The organism is Bradyrhizobium sp. Ec3.3 (genome assembly GCF_000472925.1).
GTDB lineage: Bacteria > Pseudomonadota > Alphaproteobacteria > Rhizobiales > Xanthobacteraceae > Bradyrhizobium.
Genome location: NZ_AXAS01000001.1, coordinates 207,485 through 226,355, shown reverse-complemented (window position 1 = coordinate 226,355; position 18,871 = coordinate 207,485). Strand labels below are relative to the sequence as shown.

The window sequence follows — 18,871 nt, the reverse complement described above, 5'->3', positions numbered from 1 at the left end:
TCGCGCTTTAGGTTGTTGTTTGAGCATGATCTCCGCGCAAACGCGCTCCGCATTTGTCGCGAGGGAAAACCGCTCCACACTTTTCCGGATCATGCCCTAAGTGGGCCCTTGCCCACTCGCGCTTGTGAAGGACGTGCTGAGCCACGCACACCACACTCGTGCTATTGCTGCTCCCGCCCTCACACGGAGGTCCCCATGCTCCCCATCCCCGCCGACATCTTCACCGAGCCCGACGACGTCTCCCCGGACGCTCTCGCCAATCTCGGACCGCTGCTCCATCTCGCCGGCGTGTGGCAGGCCGACAAAGGTGTCGATATCAACCCGAAGGCCGACGGGCCGGAGCGGCGGACATTCATCGAGCATATCCGGATGGATCCGATCGATCCGCAGGCCAACGGGCCGCAGCTCTTCTATGGGCTGCGCTATCACATCCACATCAACACGCCCGAGGAGGACATCACCTTCCACGACCAGGTCGGCTACTGGCTGTGGGAGCCGGCAACCGGGCTGATCATGCAGACGCTGGCGATTCCGCGAGGGCAGGTGCTGCTCGCGTCGGGCAATGCCACGCCGGATGATAAGAAGATTTCCGTTACCGCGAAGCGCGGCGAGACGGCTTACGGGATCTGCTCGACCGACTTTTTGGAACAAGCCTTCCGCACCGACAGTTACCGCTGCGACATCACTTTCAACGATGATGGAAGCTGGACCTATCTCATCCAGACCGAGCTTTTCGTGCGAGGCGCGCCGTTCAATCATCGCGACACCAACACGCTCAAGCTGGTCGCGCCGCCAAAGCTCAATCCACTGGCGGTGATCGTGAACGATCGCGCCAAGAATCGCGTCAAGGATCGCATCAAGGGCGGCGGACCAGCGGCCTGAGAAGCAGCTACGGAGAATTGCATGAAGCCCCACGTTATCTGCCTGATGGCCTCGAGCGTCGACGGCCGTGTGCATCACAGCCGCTGGCGTCCGAAGGGCGCCGGTTCGGAGTGGTTCGAGCGGATACACGATGAGCTTGGCGGCGATGCCTGGCTGATCGGCCGCGTCACCGGCTCGGAGTTCGCCAAGGGCAAGCCGTATCCGACCACAACGACTGAGACTTTCCCGCGCGAGAACTGGTTTGCGCGGCGCGACGCGAAAGCCTACGGCGTGGTGCTCGATGCGCAGGGCAAGATCGGCTGGGGCCGCTGCGACATCGGCGGCGATCCCATCGTGGTGGTGCTGACCGAGCGCGTGCCGGATGCGCATCTTGCTGGGCTCCGCGGCGAGGGCGTGTCCTACATCTTTGCGGGCAAGTCGGAGATCGACCTTCCGCTCACGCTTCAAATCCTCAATCGCGAGCTCGGCGTGAAGCGGTTGCTGCTGGAGGGCGGCGGCGCTGCCAACGGCGCATTTTTGCGCGCAGGCCTCATCGACGAGTTGAATCTGGTCCTCTGTCCGGCCGTGGACGGCGCCAGGGGCGCGCCGATCGTGTTCGACTCGGGCGATGCCGAGAGCGAGCAGCGTGCGCCCGTCACCGAGATGACGCTCGAGAGCACGCGGCCGCTCGGCGGCGGCGTGCTGCTGTTGCGCTACCTGATGCAGAACGATCCGAAAGCCGCGGGCCAGTAAAGTACAGGCATGGCGGACAAGTCAGAGCACATCCTCATCGTCGGCGCCGGCGCGGCCGGCCTGATGGCGGCGCGCGAGCTCGCACGTGCCGGCCGGCGGGTAACGATCCTGGAAGCGCGCACAAGGTGCGGCGGACGGATTCTTCCGCTTCCCGCCGCGGAGTTCGGATATGAAGCGGCCGGCGGCGCCGAGTTCGTCCATGGCGAGGCGCCGGTCACGCGCGCTTTGCTCGCCGAGGCGGGGCTTTCGCTGTCCACGATCGAGGGGACGCAATGGAACTTCGAGGGCGGAAAATTCTCGCGCGAGGCGCGCCACGATCCGCACGAAGCCGAGCTTCATCAGGTGGTGAAGGACTTGAAGGACGACCTGACCGTCGCCGAATTTCTGCGCCGGCATTTTCCGGGCAGCCAGTACGAGTCGTTGCGGCAGTCCGTCGAGCGGATGGTGGAAGGCTACGACGCCGCCGATCCCGCGCGTGCCAGCACGCTGGCGCTGCGCGATGAATGGATGGCTGGCGGGCGGCATATGCAGGCGCGTCCCGTCGGCGGCTATGGCGCTCTCATTGCATTTCTGGAGGCGGAGGGCCGTGCGCTTGGCGTCGATATCCATCTCGGCTGCGCCGTGTCAGGGATCGAGGAGGTGGGAGGCCGCATCGCCGTCCGCTGCGGCAATGGCGAGGTGCATCATGGCGACGCTGCGGTGCTCACCGTGCCGCTGCCGCTGCTCAAGGAGATCGCGCTGCCGCCCGTCGCGCGCGAGAAGGCTGCGGCGGCCGCGGATATCGGCTTCGGCGACGTCATCAAAATCCTGCTGCATTTCGAGAGCCGCTGGTGGCTCGACCGGCAGGCTGATTTCACAGACCTGACCTTCCTGCTCTCGGATGAACAAATCCCGGTGTGGTGGACGCAGCATCCGGCAGGGCATGCCGTGCTCACCGGCTGGTTCGGGGGCCCGCAGACCGCAGGCCTTGCCGGCATCAGCGAGCCGGAGCTGATCGAGGCTGGGCTCGCCTCGCTTGCCGGCATCTTCGCACTGTCGCCGAATGATCTCGCGCAAAAGATCGTCGCTGCCCGCGCGATCAACTGGGCGCACGATCCCTTCGCGCGCGGCGCCTATTCCTGGGCCACGCCGCAGACGCGTGATGCGCAATCGATCCTCGCCAGCGCGGACGGCTCCACGGTGCTGTTCTCCGGCGAAGCCCTCTACCGCGGCAGCGACATGGGCACCGTCGAGGCGGCGCTGGCGAGCGGGCAGGAGACGGCGCGCATCATCCTGAAGGGGCGTGCCTAGCTCGCTTGGACATGATGACCTTTGGTTGGATTGGTGCGAAGTGCAGTTCACCTCTCCCCGCAGGGGAGAGGTGAATGCTGTCCGCGGTTGCTGTTCAAACTAGGCCGCGCGCACCGATTCCAGGAAATTCCCGACCTCGAGCTTGAGGCGGCTGGAGTCGCGGGCCAGGAGCTGGGCGGCTGACAGCACTTGCGATGAGGCCGAGTCGGTCTGGCTCGCGCCGTCGCGCACGTCGGCGATATTTGCGGATACCTGCTCGGTGCCGAGCGCCGCCTGCTGGACGTTGCGGGCGATCTCCTGCGTGGCCGCGCCTTGCTCTTCGACGGCGGCGGCAATCGCCGAGGCGATTTCCGAAAGTTGCGCGATGGTGGCGCTGATCTCCCCGATGGCGCCGACCGACTCCTTCGTCGCCGCCTGGACGCCCATGATCTGCTGGTGGATTTCCTCGGTCGCTTTCGCGGTTTGCTGCGCCAGCGCCTTCACCTCCGCCGCGACCACGGCGAAGCCGCGGCCGGCTTCGCCGGCGCGCGCGGCTTCGATGGTCGCGTTCAGTGCCAGCAGATTGGTCTGGCTCGCGATCGAGTTGATCAACTCGACGACGTCGCCGATTCGGTCTGCTGCCTGCGACAGCTCTCCGACGCGCTTGTTGGTGTTGTGGGCCTGCTCGACCGCTTCGCTCGCCCTGCGCGCGGATTCCTGAACCTGCCGGCTGATCTCGGTCACCGACGAGGTGAGCTCTTCGGTGGCGGTGGCCACCGAGTTCACGTTGACGGAAGCTTCATCGGAGGCCGCTGCGACCGCAGTGGTGAGCTTCTGCGAGCGGTTGGCCGTCGCCGTCAGCGTGCCGGCGGAAGCCTCGAGCTCCGTCGCCGCGGAGGACACCGTGCCGACGATCTCACCGATCACGGCCTCGAAATCGCGGGTGATGGCGTCGGCCCGGCGGCCGCGCTCGATCTGCGCCTCGGCCTCGCGTGCAGCCGCTTCATCCGCGAGCTTCTTCGCGATCAGCGCGTCCTTGAAGATCTGCAGCGCGTTGGCCATGGTGCCGATCTCGTCCTTGCGATGTCCGTCCGGGATCTCGACGCCGAGCTCCCGGTCGGCAAGCCGCAGCGTCGCCCCGGTCAGCCGCGCCAGCGGCCGGATCACGTGGCGCATCGCTACGAACACTACGGCGATCGAGGCGGCGAGCACGACGAACAGCACCGCGATAGCCCAGCTCAGCCGCATCTGGGCCTCAGCGATCGCGGCGTCATTGGCTTTGTGGGCAAAGTCGAGGGCAGCGTCGCGCAGGCTCAGCACGCTGTTCAAGGTACCGGCGATCCAGGCGGGCCACTCGGCTTCACTGGCCGGAGAAGGGCGGCCCTCGCGCGCGGCCGCGGAGACCTCGTGAAACCGCGGCTCGCCTTCGGTCATGAGCTTGGAACGCACCTGGTCGATCGAGCGAACGAGCTCCGGCGCGCCGCCGGCATTGCTGACGCCCTGCTCGATCTGGCGCCAGAGCAGGCCGACCTGGCCGGTCAATTCGGTGACCTCGACGTTCTGGGCGGCAGACAAGGGCTGGTTGCGGACGAAGAGGCCGAGGATCGCCGTGCGTGCACCATTGGTGGTGCGCATGGCTTGTGCGCTTTGCGCGAGTTGCGCCGACGGCAACAGGTTTTCTATGTCGCTGCCGGTGCGCGACAGGTTGATCAGGACTTCGCCGGTCGCGGCGGTGAGGGAGTCGACGGCGCGCGCAAGTCCGGCCACGATCGCGGTCTGGCTGTTGGGCGGGCGTTGCGCCTTGGCCATGACCGCCGCCTGACGACCGGCACTGCGGGTTTGTTGCAAGGCAAGCTCGGCAGCCTCAATCGATGCGACCGGAAGGTCCGCCGCGCCAACGGCCTTCTTGGCCGCGCCGATGGCAGCATCGGTGCCGGCGACAACTTTGTCCAAGGCCGACAATTTTTCGGACGTGGCCGCTTCGGCTGTCGGGCCCGTAACCGCAAACCAAGCAGTACGCTCGGCCGGAATCAGGCTGTTGGCCTTCATCACCAGTTCGAATGCGGTGAGCGCGCGCGCGGCCGCTTCCCGCTTGCGCAGATCACGCCATCCATCCCAGGCGACCGAAACGGCGAAGGCCACGGCGAGGAGGCCCGTAATCAGATTGCCAGCCAGGATTTTCCATCGCAGGCTGATCCCGCGCTTCGAGCGATTTGCGGATGAGTGCTCAGACGGCGAAGGAAGCTCTGACATCGGTTGGACCAAACTTATCCGGGCGTTTTCACGATAGGCTCGGCCAGCGGCCGACTCTCGCCACTAGTCTACTTAAGTAATTGCAACTAAGACGTTAAGTGTGCTTGCGGCCGGCCTGGACGCGATGCTGCTTATCGCGGCAGGCACAAGCTCGAACGGCCGCGGAGGGACGGCTGACGGATCCTGATTCTCGGCGTGTCCGGCTTGGCCGAACCCGTGCGCCGAATGGCTGCTGCCAGAATCTGACACGGCCTGCTGCTAAAGGGCGGGCATCTGTCGGAGGACCTCACATGAAGCACTGGATCGCCGTCGCCTCGGCCAAGCACGTCCGGATCGGGCGTGCGCATGGCTTCATGCAGGTCTGCCACGGCAAAGGCGGCCCGCTGCGGCGGATCTCGCCGGGCGATCGCGTCGCCTACTACTCGCCGACCGAAACTTTTGGCGGCAAGGATCGGCTCCAGGCCTTCACCGCGATGGCGTGGTCAAGCCGGGCGTGCCCTACCAGGCCGACATGGGCGGCGGCTTCCACCCGTTCCGCCGCGACGTCGCATGGAGTGACGCTGCCGAGGTGCCGATCCGGCCGCTGCTCGAAAGTCTCGCCTTCACGCGCGACAATCCGAACTGGGGCTACAAGCTGCGTCTCGGCCTGTTCGAGATTTCAAGCGAAGACATGGAGCTGATCCGCCACGTGGCGTCATCGAGCCGGCCGTTGCTGCTGGTCTGACGACGCAGACTTCCAGGCAAAAAGCCCGCATCGCTGCGGGCTCTTCTTCTCACCAGCGGTGGCCGCCATAATAGCCGTGGGGCCTGCCGTGATAGACATGTGGCCGCGGATAGTAGCCATAGCTCCGGTAGTGCGGGCGATAGTAGGCGTGAGGCCGCCAATGGTGATGTCGCGGGCCGTGCCAGTGATGATGCCGGCCTTGCGCGCTGATGTCGGTCGATGGGCTGGCCTGCATGTGCGGCTTTGCCGCGGTCTTGGCTGCGCCCTCGCCGGCGGCGTTCGCCGCGGATGAGGTTGCGAGCGCTGCAGCAGCAACAGCTATCGCCACAAAGAGATTTTTCATTCCGTCACTCACTCCAATTGATGTGCGAGGCAATAACGGAATGAGCGGCCTGCACGTTCCGGCGACAAAGTGCCGCCTTGATCGGCGCTTTGCCGGCACAGAATCGCCGCAAGGCTTGACGTGCCGGCATCACGGATGCGGATCGGGAAAGCAGTGCCGCTCGGTGAGCGCGGCCAGGATCTTGTCCTTGTCGGCGATGAACGCGCGCCCCCGATGGCTGCCGGTCTGATGCGGCGACGTGACGCCGTCAGCGAGCACGAGCAGCGGCAGCGATTGATTCTCTTCGCCCACGAGGTCGATGACGGCCTGTCGCGGCCGCGGCCAGGCGATGCGCTCGACGTCGATCTTGTTGGCGAGGTCGGGAAACGAGGCGAGCACTCCTTCGATCAGTGCGCAGTGCCAGCAGTAGAAGTTTTGGCCCGGATAGGCCGGATCGACAAAGCCGGGGCGCAAAAGAAACAGGTGGTCGCGGGTCATGGAAATCAAGCCCCTGTTGCTGAGGTCTCACAATACTATGGCAGGGAGCCATACAACACATTCGCGGTTGACGCCTGAACGTGTTGGCCGCCCGGCGCGACAGATGCACAAGATTCACGTCAAGAGTTTTGTCATGAAGCGCGCCGCCATCCTCTGCACCGCCTCGTTGTTCGCCCTACAAGCGGGTGCCGCGGCCGCGAAGTCGATCACCTGCTCCTACCCGCAAGACCAGGAGCTAACGTTCGAGGTGCCGAAAAAGCAGGGTGGCCTGCCGCCGATCGATTTCGATTATCCGTCGAAGGTCACGCTGTTCAGCTTCCGCGACGACAATCTCCTGGTCGTCGCCATGGACGAGTCGGACAAGAGCCGTGTCCGGGTCGTGATCTCGGCGCAGCGCGACAAGGCCAAGGGCATCTACGCCGGGCAGATCGTGACCGATCTCGGCGGTAACCAGCTCATGCTCGATAATGGCCCCGTCACCTGCAAGGTGAAGGGTTGACCGAGCCGATGCATGAGCGCGCTCCTTCGCCTGGCAACAGTCGTCATGCTGTCGATTGCATTCCAGGGCGTCGCCATGGCGGCTGACGAAAAGCCCTGCCATGAGAGCGCTGATGATGCGGCGATCGCCCGTTGCCGCGCGGCCGTGACGAGCGGGGCGGTAACGCCGCGCGATCTCGCCAGCATGCTCTGGGAGCGCGGGCGCAACACGATGCGCGCGGATGATCTCGATGGTGCGTTAACCGATCTCGACGCCGCGATCGCGGTCGACCCGACCTTTGCCGCGGCGTTCAACAGCCGCGGCGTGGCGCTTCGCCGGCAGCAGCGCTATGAGAAGGCGCTGGCCGATTTCGACGCGGCGATGCGGCTCGACCCGGCCAATGCGATCTTCCCGGCCAACCGCGGCCGGACCTGGCAGGAGATGCGGGATCTCGACCATGCGATGGCCGATTATGACCGCGCACTCAGGCTTGATCCCAAGCAGCTCACCGCCCTCTATGGCCGCGCGATGGTGCACCATGCACGCCGCGAGCTCGACGCCGCGATCGCGGGCTTCAACGCGGCGCTGGCGATCGATCCGAACAATGCCATCGGGCTCGCCAATCGCGCCGACGCTTTCGACGACAAGGGCGAATTCGATCGCGCCATCAGGGATTACAGCGAGGCGCTGCGAATCGACGCGCATTATGCCGCGGCGCGGATCGGCCGCGGCCGCGCCTATCAGGAAATGGGCAACTACGGGGCGGCAATCGCTGATTACAGCGCGGTCCTCGCGATCGATCCGAAGGACGTCTATGCCCTGCATAATCGCGCAGCCGCCTACGTCCGCACCGGCGATTTCGATTCCGCGATCGCGGAAGCAAGCCAGTCGATCGCGCTCGATCCGAACGACAGTACCGCCTATCTCAACCGGGGCAGCGCCCATGCGTTCAAGCGCGACTATGCGAGCGCGATCGCCGACTATTCGCAGGCGCTGCGCGTCAACCCGGACGATGTCGATGCGCTCACCGCCCGCGGCCGGGCCTACGAGGAAATCCGCGACTTCGACCATGCGAGCGCCGACTACGCCCGCGCCCTGAAACTGAAGCCGCAGGCGCGCGAGATCCGTGAGCGGCTGGAGAAGACGAGGCAGCGGATGCGCTGACTTTCAAGTTCGGCGTCGGGCGCCCGGCGTTTTTGCTGACGATCAATGTGAGGCATCGCCGGTCGCGCTATGTATCGCTCTCCCAATAGCGGCGATTCGCCTGTACACTGGAAGACGTCATGGCAGAGCACGTCACTGAGGAAGATGTCCCGCCGACGCTGGCGGAGGTGATGACGCTGCCGCAGCTGCTGCGCTGGCGCGTGGCCTTGACGCCGGGCAGGGAGGCCTATCGCCAATACGATGCGACGGCGGGACGCTGGGCGAGCTATTCCTGGCGACAGATTGACGCCGAGTTCGACCGCTGGCGCCGGGCGCTCGCCGCTGAGGGTTTGGCGGCCGGTGAGCGGGTCGCGATCCTGATGCCCAACGGCCTCGCGCATGTCGCGATGGACCAGGCGGCACTGTCGCGCGGTCTCGTGCCGGTGCCGATGCACGCCGTCGACAACCCCGACAGCATCGCCTACATCCTCGGCGATTCCGGCGCCCGCCTGCTGTTCGTGGATACGCTGGAGCGCTGGCAGGCGATCGTCGCGACCGGGCAGCCGGTCCCGTGTCTCGCGCGCGTCGTCTGCGCGAGTTTTTCAGAGGCATCGCCGACTGACGCCCGCGTCATCGCGCTCGATCGCTGGCTCGGCTCTGTGGCCGGCGGTCCCGCGATGGCCAACGTTGCTGTCCGTGCAGATGATCTCGCCGCCATTGTCTACACCTCGGGCACCACCGGGCGGCCGAAGGGAGTGATGCTGTCGCATGGCAACGTCGTTGCGAATGTGAAGGCGATCGCGCGGCGCATCGCCGCCGAGCCGGACGATGTCTTCCTCTCCTTCCTGCCGCTCTCGCACACGTTCGAGCGCACTGGCGGCTATTACTATCCGATCGCGGCGGGCGCCTGTGTCGCCTATGCGCGTTCGGTGCCGCAGCTCTCCCAGGACTTGAAGCATGTGCAGCCGACGGTACTGATTTCAGTACCGCGGATCTATGAGCGCATTTTTGCGCTGATCATGCAGCACCGTGAAGCGGCCGGCCGCGCCGAGCGCGCGCTGTTCGATTTCACCCTTGCCGTCGGCGGCCGGCGCTTTGACGCGCGGCAGGGGAGGCGCTCGCTCTCGCTGTTCGACCAGCTGGCCTGGCCGATCCTGAAGCGCCGCGTCGCCGGCAAGGTGCTGGCACAGTTCGGCGGGCGCTTGCGCGTCGCCGTCTCGGGCGGTGCGCCGATCGCAGAACCGGTCATCCGCCTGTTTCTCTCGCTCGGGCTCGACGTCCTGCAAGGCTACGGCATGACCGAGACCTCGCCGGTCGTCTCCGTCAACACCGCCGAGGACAACGACCCGCGCTCGGTCGGCCACGTCCTCGACGGCATCGAGGTCAAGCTCGGCGACAAGGATGAGCTGCTCGTCCGCGGCCCGAGCGTGATGCTCGGCTATTGGCACCGGGAGGAGGAGACGCGCCGCGTCAAGGAGGCCGATGGCTGGTTGCACACCGGCGACCAGGCGCGCATCGAGCACGGCCGCATCACGATCACCGGCCGCATCAAGGACATCCTCGTCACCTCCACCGGCGAGAAGATTGCGCCAGTCGATCTCGAAACCGCGATCCTTGCCGATCCCCTGTTCGAGCAGGCCTTCGTGATCGGCGAGCAGCGACCTTTCCTCACGGCCTTCGTGGTGCTCAATGCCAAGACGTGGGAGCAGGAGCAACAGAGGCTCGCAGGGCTCGGTAAGCAGGGCGAGGGCGGGGAGCGTGCCGCTCTGCTCGCGCGGATCGCCGCGGCCGTGAAGGACTATCCGGCCTATGCGACGCCGCGCGCGGTGTCGTGGTCGCTGGAGCCGTGGACGATCGCGGCGGGGTTGTTGACACCAACGCTGAAGAACAAGCGCCCCGCGCTGGAGCATCGCTTCGCCGCGGAGATCGAGCAGGTATATGCAAGGAAGCCGCCGCTGGCGCCGAGGCCGGCGCCTCCTGCACTTTGATCGTGCCGCTATCGGGTGGCGAGCGACATGAGCAGATTCAGTCTGTGGTTGCGCGTGCAATTTGCACGGTTGCCAGCATCATCTATTTACCAAGATGACTGCCTGTCGTGACCGGCTGAACGTTTGCCGTTCAGTTCCTAGACGATTGAGCCTCCAGCCCGGTAGGAACTCGGAACGATTGAGCCCCGCTTGGCTGGTTACGGCGGATCGCCTGGTCGCGATGCAGAATATCCCGGATCCGTTGCAGGACGCGGGCTTGTGGTGCGGATTTGCCTGGCGAACCGCGCAGCTGCAAATACGAAGTCAGCGATGTCGCGCTGGCGAGCGGGATTCCGCTCCCACTTCAGCGCGGCTGCTCAACCGGACGCAATGGTGTGACGCAATGATAATTCGCATATTGGATGTTCTCGTACGCCTGGCCAGAAGGTTGGATGCGATTCGCTTCAAGAGGGTGATGCGGTTGATGATGTGCGACGTCGAGACGGATTTTCTGTGCGTTGCCTCGATCGTCCGCTCGATCGATGACGCGCTCTCTGTGGCCGAAGCCGAACGGGCGACGGTCAGTTTGCGAATTGATGATGTCCTGGCGCGCGCCGCGGTGACGAGCGGCAACGACGTCGACGAGTATGTGACCCGTGATTCGCTCGATATTCATCACCAAAATCTGCTCGACACGGAAATCTCAGACGGTCGGCTCCGGCTGGGGCAGCTGTCGCAGAACATCAAGCATTTCCGCTTTTTGAGAGAGGCGCTGCTGACGCGGTTTCCAGATTTCAAGATGGTGTCCGATACCGGCATGGCGACCCCGTTGTTGCGGAGTTTCTGATCGATGACGTCCGAACTTCCAACCGAACCCGACCTTTGCCGCTTTGATCGATGCTTCTCTCAAACGCCGCGCATGTCGGACGGTGTTACGCCGAACCGCCGTCGGAACACGCGGTTGAAATAGGAGATGTCGGGAAATCCCGCTGAATGGGCGAGGTCGCTGACCTTGCGCCAACGGTTGAGAGGGTCGAGGAGCAGCTTGCGCACGAGCAGCAGGCGCTGCTCGAGGAGGAATTCGGTGAACGTGGTTCCCGTCTGTTCGAACATGCGCTGGGCATGGCGCGGGCTAACGCCCGCATTCTGCGCGACCGAGTAGATCGTCAGATCACCCCGGCTCAGATTGGCGATGACGTCGGCGCGCATGAGGTCGAGCCGCACGGCAGAATACCCTCTGTTCGCCAGTTCGGTGTGGTCGGCGTCTGTCCGCAGCAACAGGGCGACGAGATCGACCATGTGTTGCGCCATCAGGTGCTGGCCGACCACGTCGGTGTGCGGGCCAAGATTGGCGGCAAGCGCGTGGTAGCGAACGATGGCTTCTCTGATGGGAGCTTGATCGCCAAGAACCAGCGCCAGCCGGTCCTCGGCCTCGGGGCAGACCGTCAACAGCATGGATCGCGGGATGCGTACGGTCTTGACCTCGCAGTTGTTGCTGATGCCCGTGCCACAGAGCACGCTCATGTCCGCGAGACACATCTGCGAATCCGACAGTTCGATCGACTGTCGCTCGTGCGATACCAGCACGCGGCCGGACGTCGCGAGGACGAGACACATGCCGTCGAAACCGTCCTTCAGTGTTTCGCGGGTGCGCAAGAGTTCAGCCGACGACCCGCTCAAGGCGGCCAACAGGATGCCGCCGAGCAGGCTGACCTGCAGTGTGCAGTCGATGCTGTTGCCTTCGCTCGGCTTGATGTCAGCCCGGCACATGCACCGGCACAATTCCTCGCGCCATCGTTCGTAGTCGCGCCCGTGCGGCGCGCCCGTGTAACTGTTGATGAAGAAATTCGGCGCGCCCGCTTGTTGCATCATGACTCCTTCGCTCTCGACAGCCCAAAATAGTCGGAGATCGCGCGCAAGCGAAAGGCCAGCGCCAGCGGAGATCGCCTCAATCTACACGTTTGGCGCTGGAGTCCAATCGGGGCGAACCCGGTATCTCCCCGCGCTTTGATCGCGCCGCCATCAAGCCGCGAGCGACGCGGACAGATTCAGTTTGCCGTTGCGCTTGAAACCACTTTGGGGGCGCTTCTGCCCGTGGCCGTTCTGCATCACGGCGCCGCCGTCACGCCCGCAGGGCGCTGATGGTGAAACGATTGGCGGTGCGTTCCAAGACGGCGACAGGCTCGTCGGACTATCCTCAATCTGCGCCGGTCGGATACAGCCGTGCCGACGGATCCAGCTATAGACGAAACACAGAAACGGATGGTGTGCTCGCACCGTCCACATGGGCAAAAGTTTGGGGTTTGACATGAAGAAGATTTTGCTGACGCTGATAGCGGTGGCGGCGATGGCCGGATCGGCCTCAGCGGCCGACCTCGCGGCCCGGCCCTATGTCAAGGCCCCGATGCCCGCGCCGGTCGCGAGCTGGACCGGATTCTACATTGGTGGCGACGTTGGAGGCGCGTGGGCGCGTACGTCGGTTGCGAACAACTTCCTTCCGAACGGCGCTAAGTTTGGGGCCGACAATGAGGTCTTCAACAACAGCGCCTCTTCGGTGACGGGCTCAATTCATGCCGGATATAATTGGCAGGTGTCGCCGCAGGCGGTCGTGGGTATCGAAGCCGACTGGACAGGCCTGAAGGCGAACAGCAGTGCCACCACAATCTGGACGGCTGGGGGCGCGGCGTCGTGTACTTTTATTCCTGCGGCGAGTTGCTTCACGACAATTTCAACGAATCTGTCCTGGCTCGCGACCGTCCGCGGCAGAGCCGGCGTGCTCGTTGCACCGAACGTCCTCCTGTATGCGACCGGTGGCGTCGCTTGGGGCAAGCGGGACTACTTCGGCGAGGGCAGCAATTCCACTGGCTACGACGCGGTGTTCAGGGGATCGTCTTCCTCGAACACGGGCTACGTCGTGGGCGCTGGCGCAGAATGGATGGCCGCCGCGAACTGGATCGTGAGGGCTGAATACCTCTACTCCAGCTTGGGCAAGGGCCCGAACGTCTCCGTGTTCTCGGCTGGGTTTCCAACCTTCGGCAACAATTTCTCTTGGGATCGCACCAACATCAACACGGTGCGGATCGGCCTCAGCTACAAATTTGGTGGTCCTGTCGTCGCCAAGTACTAGGGCCTGTCCTCAATTGGGCGATTCACAAGAGGATAGCGGCGTGATTCATGGGGTGTCAGCTGATTCTGAGCTGACAGATGCGCCGCTACGCCCTTCGGGACGATCAATGGGACAGGATCAAGGATGTTCTGCCCGGCCGTAAAGGGCATGTGGGCGACGGCGCGAGGCCACGGGCGACATGATCATCGTGCGTTGCGCCGACGACTTCGTCGTTGGGTTCGAACGCGAACATGACGCCCGGTACTTCCTCGACACGTTGCGCGAACGGCTGAAGGAGCTCGCGCTGTCACTGCATCCTGAGAAGACCCGACTGATCGAGTTCGGGCGCTTTGCGGCGAACAACCGCAAGCGGCGCGGGCTTGGCAAGCCGGAGACCTTCAACTTCCTCGGCTTCACTTTCATTTGCGGCAAGTCGCGGCAGGGCAAGTTCCTGATCAAGCGGAAATCCCGCCGCGATCGTATGGCGGATGAAGTTGCAAGCCGTGAAGCAGGAGCTGCGACGGCGTATGCATCAGTCAGTCCCCGAACAGGGTAAATGGCTGAGGCGAGTCATCCGTGGCTACTTCAACTACCACGCCGTACCGACCAACAGGCGGGCGGTCGCAAACTTCCGGGACGAGGTGGTTCGAGGCTGGTGGCGGACGCTGAAGCGTCGCAGCCAGAGGCGCTCGCTTGGATGGGAGCAAATGAGGCAGCTCGCGGACGTGTGGCTCCCCAAACCGGAAATCCTGCATCCTTGGCCCAACCAGCGGTTCGCCGTCAGACACCCGAGGTAAGAGCCGTATGCGGGAAAACCGCACGTGCGGATCTGTGCGGGGGGCGCGAGGCAACTCGCGTCCCTACCGCGACCACTCAGTGCACGCTCGACCTGATAGATCGCAAAATCGCTAGTTAAGTGCACTGTCACCGGCTGGCTATCGTGACTCCTTCGCTCGCGACAGCTCAAAATATTCGGAGATCGCCCAAGCTGAGAGCCCGAAACTAGCGACCGGGCGTCATGAAGCACGAAACGTTGCGGATCGTCGTCCCGGGCCTCATCCTGCTCCTTGGCAGGTAAGCGGCCGTCCGCCGGCTACTTGAACGGATCCTGGATCGACGGTGAGGACTGCCGGACGCGGCGCACGCTCACCGGCGTGCCGTCGGAGACGAACAGCAGCTCGTACCTGCGGCCTTCGTTGTCGGTCGCCGTGCAGGTGATGTTCGAGACCTGCCGGGCGGCGAAATTGCCGGTCTGGCGGCAGACGCCGGTGGAGATCTGCTCGGCCGGCACCGGCAGGCCGTCGACCCTGGGCCGGTCCTTGGAATTGAGCAGCATGCGGTCGATCGGCAGCTCATAGGAATTGTCGTCGGCGCGCTTGCCGTTCTCGCCGGAGAACGAGACGACGTGGCTGTCATCAGTGGGGTCGTCGATCGCGACCGCGAAATTGACGCGGCCCTTGTCACCATGGGCGTAGGCCACCGTCTTGCAGGCGAACTCGCGCCCCGCGATCCGCAAGGTCTTGCATTGGCCTGACATCAGCGCCAGCAGGTCGATGAAGGAGTTTTGCGGCTCCGCCTGGTTGTTGACTCCTATGGGGGCGGAAGACCCGGCAAAACAAGGAGTTGCGAGAGCAATCAGGCTCGCGGCCAGAACCGGTCGGAAGCGGCGGCGCATCATGGGGCTCGCATGGCGCGTGGCGGAAACGGAAAAGTTCCGTGCCTCAACCATCCAGCTACCAATTGGTTGCGATCCCGTTTGTTGTGCGAAGCACATGCCCGTCTGGAATACCACCGCGCCACCCGCCGGCGATTCACGAAAACCGCCTCAACCTCGACCCGGCGCGCACTTGCCGTCAGGGCCATGTTTTTTTCGTGGCAAAGCTTGTCGCCGCCACCGCCCTCCGGCAGTGTCTCCGGAAATCTACGGGGAGGCTTCGCATGACCAAGGTCATCCCGAGCCGCGTCGCCGGCCGGATCGAAGGCGATTTCGTCGTGTTTCTGATCGGCATGCGCGTCAACAAGCCGTGGGCGCTCCACAAATGGCTGCCGGTCGCGCTCGCCATGCCGAGGATGATCAAGGAGCTGGAGAAGGCCTCAAGGGAGGTGGGCTTCCTCGGCCACACCGAGCTCGGCCTTCTCAACATGGTGCAGTATTGGCGGAGCTTTGATCATCTGGAGCGCTACGCCAGGGCGCATGACGCGCAACACTGGCCGGCCTGGGTCGATTTCAACCGGCGGCTGAAGGACAGCCGCGGCGACGTCGGCATCTGGCACGAGACCTACCGGGTCCACGCCGGCGACTATGAGGCGATCTACAGCGGCATGCCCCCGTTCGGCCTCGGCAAGGCCGGCGCCTCCAGCGGCATCACCGACGCCAACGACAGCGCACGGCAGCGGCTCGGCGCTGCCTGATCGAAACTTCTCACTGGAGTGCAGTCTGCCAGCGCGCATCGCGCAGCGAGGGGCGGCGATGCAGGCGGGCATCGAGTAGGGCATGGGCCCGCGCGAGTTCGCCGCTGCGCATCAATGCGACGATAAAAGTGTCCTCTATAAGCTCGCGCTGGGCATGGCTGCCGCCGATCCGCACGACCTGGCTGAGAACCGGCGCAAGCTGGCGCACGCAGGCGGCATAATCCTCGTCGGCGAAGGCCGTGAACGCCCGGCAGATCGCGGGCACGACGGGGCCCGCAGGCAGCTTGCCGTCGGCCAGCCGCTGCTCGATGACGGCAAGACGCGCGGCAAGTGCTTCGCGATCCTGTGTGGCGGCCGCGAACAGCGCCATGTGGACGTCGGCAAAGGGGATGCTCGATTTCGGAAACAGCTTTTGCGCGGCGGCGTCGGCCTCGATCCATAGCTCTTTCGGCACAGCGTGACCATAGGCCGACAGGCGCCACAACAGCGAGGCGCCGTCGGTGATCACGTTGAGCGGCGGCGCCTGTGTCATCGACGGTTGCAGCACGTCAGCATAGATCGCGAGCGCGCGCGCCGCATTGCCGTGCTCGAGCGCACCCAGCGCCTGGTGCCAGCGGATATGGCCGTGCAGGATTCCGGAACGGTCATAGCCGCCGATCCATTCGTCGACGAGGCGGTCCGCCTCGTCGATTGAGCCGTCCTCGAACATGGCATGCAGCACTGCGTGGGCGCCATGCGCATTTTTGCGCTTCAGGCCAAAGCCGCGCTCGGTGATCGCGCGGCCGCGCGTAACATCGCCGTTCTCGGTGATCGCCCAGCCGTAGAGCGTCAGGAACCACCAGTCCTCGCCATAGTGATGCGCGACGCGTGCGCAGAGATCCTGCCGCGCGCGGTCGTGATCGGCCATGCCGGAGAAGGCGAACAGGCCGAAGGCGCCGAGCGGCAGCGCCAGCACCACCGCATCGCGCGGCCAGGCCTCGATATGCTTCAAGGTCGCGGCCAGCGCTTCGGGCATCCGCCCTTCGACCGCGAGCGCCAGCGCCTCGACGTGCGAACGTTCGCGCTCCGTGCCGCGCTTCGCCACCAGCTCGCGCGCCAGGCCCGCTTTCTTCCGCGCGAGCTCGCCCTGCTGATAGAACGAATGCACGCGTGCGCGCGCAATGTGCGCCAGCGCGAAATCAGGATCAGCCTCGGTCGCGCGCTCCAGCGCTTCCGCAGTGCCCGTCCAGCCCGCGAGCAGGAGGTCGACGCCCTCGCGATAGGAGCTCGCAGCCGCATCGGATGTGGTGGAGAGCGGAAGCCCGTAGCGGTCCTGATGCGCCATGCTCACTTCCTCATGCCGTTCGCGCGCGGCGGCCCTCGATCGGATAGGCCGGGTCATTGTAGCCCGGCGTCGAGGGATGGCCCGACGTCACCAGGGTGTCGATCAGCGCTTCGTCCTCTGCGCCGAAGCGATAGTCGAGCGCGCGGATGTAGTCGTCCCACTGCTCCTCGGTGCGCGGGCCGGCGATGACCGAGGTGACGAAGGCGGAGTTGAGCACCCAGGCGACGGCGAACTGGCCGGCGGTGATGCCCTTCTTCTCCGCGTGTTGCTTGATCTCCTGCGCGAGCTTGAGGGACTCGGGACGCCATTCCGTCTGCATCATGCGGGTGTCATTGCGGCCTGCACGCGTCTCCTTGTCGGGCGGCGCATCGGGGCGGTACTTGCCTGTCAGCACGCCGCGCGCCAGCGGGCTATAGGGCACGATGCCGAGGCCGTAATAGCCGCAGGCCGGAAAATGCTCGACCTCCGGCATGCGGTTCATCGCGTTGTAATAAGGCTGGCTCACCACGGGCCGGTCGATGCCGAGCCGGTCGCAGATGTTGCAGATCTCGGCGACGCGCCAGGCGCGATAGTTCGAGACGCCGAAATAGCGCACCTTGCCGGCGCGGATCAGGTCTCCCATCGCGCGCACGGTCTCCTCGAGGGGTGTCGCATGGTCTTCCTTGTGCAGATAGTAGATGTCGATGACATCGGTGCCGAGGCGCTTCAGGCTTTCATCTGCCGCCTGCAACACCCAACGCCGCGACAGCCCGCTGCGATTGGGATCATCGCCCATGGGATTGGCGAGCTTTGTGGCGAGCACCCAGGCGTGACGGTTGTTGGCGATCGCGCGGCCGACCACCTCTTCCGAGCCGCCGTTGGAATAGGCGTCCGCGGTGTCGATGAAGTTGACGCCGGCCTCGCGCGCCTTCGCGATGATCTTTGCGGAATCGGCTTCATTGGTGAGGCCACCGAACATCATCGTGCCAAGGCAGATCGGCGACACTTTCAGGCCGCTGCGGCCGAGCTGGCGGTATTGCATGGGTCAATCCTCGATGCGTTTATGGGTACCACCATAGCGATCTCACTCCGTCATTGCGAGTGCAGCGAAGCAATCCAGTATTGCTTCAATACGCGTGCTCTTTCAGTATCGTCGTCCTGGACAAGCGAGCGGAGCGAGTGCTGATCCAGGACCCATAACCCCAGGAAGTAGTTTGGTGGAGACTCGTGGTTACGAGCTCGCGCGACAATTGCGCCATGGGGTAATGGGTCCTGCCTTTCGCCAGGACGACGTCGGAGGACGTCTTGCAATGAGGCTACTCCGGCCCCTTCAAGATCTTGAACACCCCATTCGCCATCACGATGCAGCGGTCGTCGACGGTGACTTCGGTGCTCATGAAGATCAGGCTGCGGGTCGAGCGCACCACGCGCGGCGCGAGATCAGGATGTCGCCGATCTTGCCGGCCTCGACGAAATGCGTGTCGAGCTGCACCGTCGCCATGTACTGCTTGCCGGTGGCATAGCGCGCGGTCATGCCGCAGGTGCGATCGGCGAAGGTCATCGTCAGGCCGCCCTGCACCATGCCGCGGCGGTTGTGATGCTTGTCCTGCGTGATCAGCGCGTATTCATACTGGCCGTCGACCTGGCGCTCCCACAGGGGACCGATCAGGTGCATGAAGCCGGTGGTTTCGACAACGGCCCAGCCGTCGTGCTTGAGTCTCGCGGCGGCCTTGTCGATCATGTCCGAGTCCGTCTGTGAAAGCGGGCATCTGCGCCTCATTT

The 18,871-nt window shown here is 64.6% G+C and carries 17 protein-coding genes and 3 pseudogenes; 12 read left to right on the top strand and 8 right to left on the bottom strand.

The window, feature by feature from the left end; all coding sequences use genetic code 11:
- The first annotated feature begins 195 nt into the window (after positions 1 to 195).
- The 3 genes from YUU_RS0101130 to YUU_RS0101120 are packed head-to-tail and all read left to right on the top strand — an operon-like array spanning position 196 to position 2,904.
- A complete protein-coding gene (locus tag YUU_RS0101130) occupies positions 196 to 882 on the top strand; it encodes an FABP family protein (protein ID WP_027520688.1) in 687 nt (228 codons plus the stop codon).
- 21 nt (positions 883 to 903) lie between these two features.
- The gene (locus tag YUU_RS0101125) at positions 904 to 1,614 is read left to right on the top strand and encodes a RibD family protein (protein WP_027520687.1); all 711 of its coding nucleotides are present in this window, start codon (positions 904 to 906) and stop codon (positions 1,612 to 1,614) included.
- A 9-nt stretch (positions 1,615 to 1,623) separates the two neighbouring features.
- The gene (locus tag YUU_RS0101120) at positions 1,624 to 2,904 is read left to right on the top strand and encodes an NAD(P)/FAD-dependent oxidoreductase (RefSeq protein ID WP_027520686.1); all 1,281 of its coding nucleotides are present in this window, start codon (positions 1,624 to 1,626) and stop codon (positions 2,902 to 2,904) included.
- Between the two features lie 99 nt (positions 2,905 to 3,003).
- Here YUU_RS0101120 and YUU_RS0101115 read toward each other — a convergent pair whose 3' ends face one another.
- The gene (locus YUU_RS0101115; RefSeq protein WP_027520685.1) at positions 3,004 to 5,136 is read right to left on the bottom strand and encodes a HAMP domain-containing methyl-accepting chemotaxis protein; all 2,133 of its coding nucleotides are present in this window, start codon (positions 5,134 to 5,136) and stop codon (positions 3,004 to 3,006) included.
- Positions 5,137 to 5,426: 290 nt separating this feature from the next.
- Here YUU_RS0101115 and YUU_RS49835 point away from each other — a divergent pair.
- Positions 5,427 to 5,860: pseudogene (locus YUU_RS49835) on the top strand (EVE domain-containing protein).
- 49 nt (positions 5,861 to 5,909) lie between these two features.
- Here the strand turns inward: YUU_RS49835 and YUU_RS0101105 are convergent.
- A complete protein-coding gene (locus YUU_RS0101105) occupies positions 5,910 to 6,203 on the bottom strand; it encodes a hypothetical protein (RefSeq protein WP_027520684.1) in 294 nt (97 codons plus the stop codon).
- A 129-nt stretch (positions 6,204 to 6,332) separates the two neighbouring features.
- A complete protein-coding gene (locus tag YUU_RS0101100) occupies positions 6,333 to 6,680 on the bottom strand; it encodes a DUF3088 domain-containing protein (RefSeq protein ID WP_027520683.1) in 348 nt (115 codons plus the stop codon).
- A 103-nt stretch (positions 6,681 to 6,783) separates the two neighbouring features.
- Between YUU_RS0101100 and YUU_RS0101095 the strand changes: the two genes are divergently transcribed.
- The 4 genes from YUU_RS0101095 to YUU_RS58285 all read left to right on the top strand — a co-directional run bounded on the left by YUU_RS0101095 (position 6,784) and on the right by YUU_RS58285 (position 11,115).
- Complete coding sequence (locus YUU_RS0101095) at positions 6,784 to 7,179, top strand: hypothetical protein (RefSeq protein ID WP_198031676.1); 396 nt, start codon at positions 6,784 to 6,786, stop codon at positions 7,177 to 7,179.
- 12 nt (positions 7,180 to 7,191) lie between these two features.
- Complete coding sequence (locus tag YUU_RS49830; RefSeq protein WP_027520681.1) at positions 7,192 to 8,322, top strand: tetratricopeptide repeat protein; 1,131 nt, start codon at positions 7,192 to 7,194, stop codon at positions 8,320 to 8,322.
- A 119-nt stretch (positions 8,323 to 8,441) separates the two neighbouring features.
- Positions 8,442 to 10,289 (top strand): long-chain fatty acid--CoA ligase, encoded by a 1,848-nt coding sequence (locus tag YUU_RS49825; RefSeq protein ID WP_051389567.1) that lies wholly within the window; start codon positions 8,442 to 8,444, stop codon positions 10,287 to 10,289.
- Between the two features lie 178 nt (positions 10,290 to 10,467).
- Positions 10,468 to 11,115, top strand: coding sequence for a hypothetical protein (locus YUU_RS58285; RefSeq protein WP_156944027.1), 648 nt, complete (start codon positions 10,468 to 10,470; stop codon positions 11,113 to 11,115).
- Positions 11,116 to 11,174: 59 nt separating this feature from the next.
- Here YUU_RS58285 and YUU_RS0101075 read toward each other — a convergent pair whose 3' ends face one another.
- Positions 11,175 to 12,140, bottom strand: coding sequence for an AraC family transcriptional regulator (locus YUU_RS0101075; RefSeq protein ID WP_245287918.1), 966 nt, complete (start codon positions 12,138 to 12,140; stop codon positions 11,175 to 11,177).
- 436 nt (positions 12,141 to 12,576) lie between these two features.
- Between YUU_RS0101075 and YUU_RS54910 the strand changes: the two genes are divergently transcribed.
- The 3 genes and pseudogenes from YUU_RS54910 (at position 12,577) to YUU_RS60965 (ending at position 13,930) form a co-directional block, all read left to right on the top strand.
- Complete coding sequence (locus tag YUU_RS54910) at positions 12,577 to 13,395, top strand: outer membrane protein (RefSeq protein ID WP_051389565.1); 819 nt, start codon at positions 12,577 to 12,579, stop codon at positions 13,393 to 13,395.
- A 77-nt stretch (positions 13,396 to 13,472) separates the two neighbouring features.
- Positions 13,473 to 13,562 (top strand): annotated as a pseudogene (locus YUU_RS58280) (IS5/IS1182 family transposase); the annotation flags it as partial.
- A gap of 11 nt (positions 13,563 to 13,573) precedes the next feature.
- Positions 13,574 to 13,930 (top strand): reverse transcriptase domain-containing protein, encoded by a 357-nt coding sequence (locus YUU_RS60965; RefSeq protein WP_027520679.1) that lies wholly within the window; start codon positions 13,574 to 13,576, stop codon positions 13,928 to 13,930.
- Between the two features lie 537 nt (positions 13,931 to 14,467).
- Here YUU_RS60965 and YUU_RS0101060 read toward each other — a convergent pair.
- The gene (locus YUU_RS0101060; protein ID WP_027520678.1) at positions 14,468 to 15,049 is read right to left on the bottom strand and encodes a hypothetical protein; all 582 of its coding nucleotides are present in this window, start codon (positions 15,047 to 15,049) and stop codon (positions 14,468 to 14,470) included.
- 263 nt (positions 15,050 to 15,312) lie between these two features.
- Here YUU_RS0101060 and YUU_RS0101055 point away from each other — a divergent pair, with 263 nt between their 5' ends.
- Positions 15,313 to 15,786, top strand: a complete 474-nt coding sequence (locus YUU_RS0101055) for a DUF4188 domain-containing protein (RefSeq protein WP_027520677.1) — start codon at positions 15,313 to 15,315, stop codon at positions 15,784 to 15,786.
- Positions 15,787 to 15,796: 10 nt separating this feature from the next.
- Here YUU_RS0101055 and YUU_RS0101050 read toward each other — a convergent pair whose 3' ends face one another.
- The 3 genes and pseudogenes from YUU_RS0101050 to YUU_RS49805 all read right to left on the bottom strand — a co-directional run bounded on the left by YUU_RS0101050 (position 15,797) and on the right by YUU_RS49805 (position 18,830).
- Entirely contained in the window at positions 15,797 to 17,110 is a 1,314-nt protein-coding gene (locus YUU_RS0101050) for a tetratricopeptide repeat protein (protein ID WP_027520676.1), read from the bottom strand.
- Between the two features lie 10 nt (positions 17,111 to 17,120).
- Complete coding sequence (locus YUU_RS0101045; RefSeq protein ID WP_027520675.1) at positions 17,121 to 18,131, bottom strand: aldo/keto reductase; 1,011 nt, start codon at positions 18,129 to 18,131, stop codon at positions 17,121 to 17,123.
- A 274-nt stretch (positions 18,132 to 18,405) separates the two neighbouring features.
- Positions 18,406 to 18,830: pseudogene (locus tag YUU_RS49805) on the bottom strand (PaaI family thioesterase).
- Between the last annotated feature and the right edge of the window lie 41 nt (positions 18,831 to 18,871).